Source organism: Corynebacterium sp. UMB10321 (assembly GCF_030228725.1).
GTDB lineage: Bacteria > Actinomycetota > Actinomycetes > Mycobacteriales > Mycobacteriaceae > Corynebacterium > Corynebacterium pseudogenitalium.
Genome location: NZ_JASOZC010000070.1, coordinates 1 through 242, shown reverse-complemented (window position 1 = coordinate 242; position 242 = coordinate 1). Strand labels below are relative to the sequence as shown.

1 protein-coding gene is annotated in these 242 nt (G+C 38.4%); it reads left to right on the top strand.

Translation table 11 applies throughout. The features are described 5' to 3' along the window. Window positions 1-242, top strand: a 242-nt coding sequence (locus QP752_RS11330) for an SDR family oxidoreductase (protein WP_284805554.1), incomplete at both ends; no start/stop codon positions are given.

Here is a 242-nt window from a genome sequence, read left to right as displayed (position 1 = left end):
CGTTTAATTGCTATAAAAAAAGAACTTCCTGAAGCAACGATTCTCGTGCAACAAGCAGATGTAACGAAAGAAGAGGAAGTTCAGCGTGTAATCAAGCTTACAATGGAAAAATATGGACGAATTGATGTTCTTTTTAACAATGCAGGAGTTATGCCAACGGCGCCTCTTATTGAAGCACCAAAAGGAGAATGGCGTCAAATGCTAGATATTAATATTATGGGTGTTTTAAATGGCATTGCGGC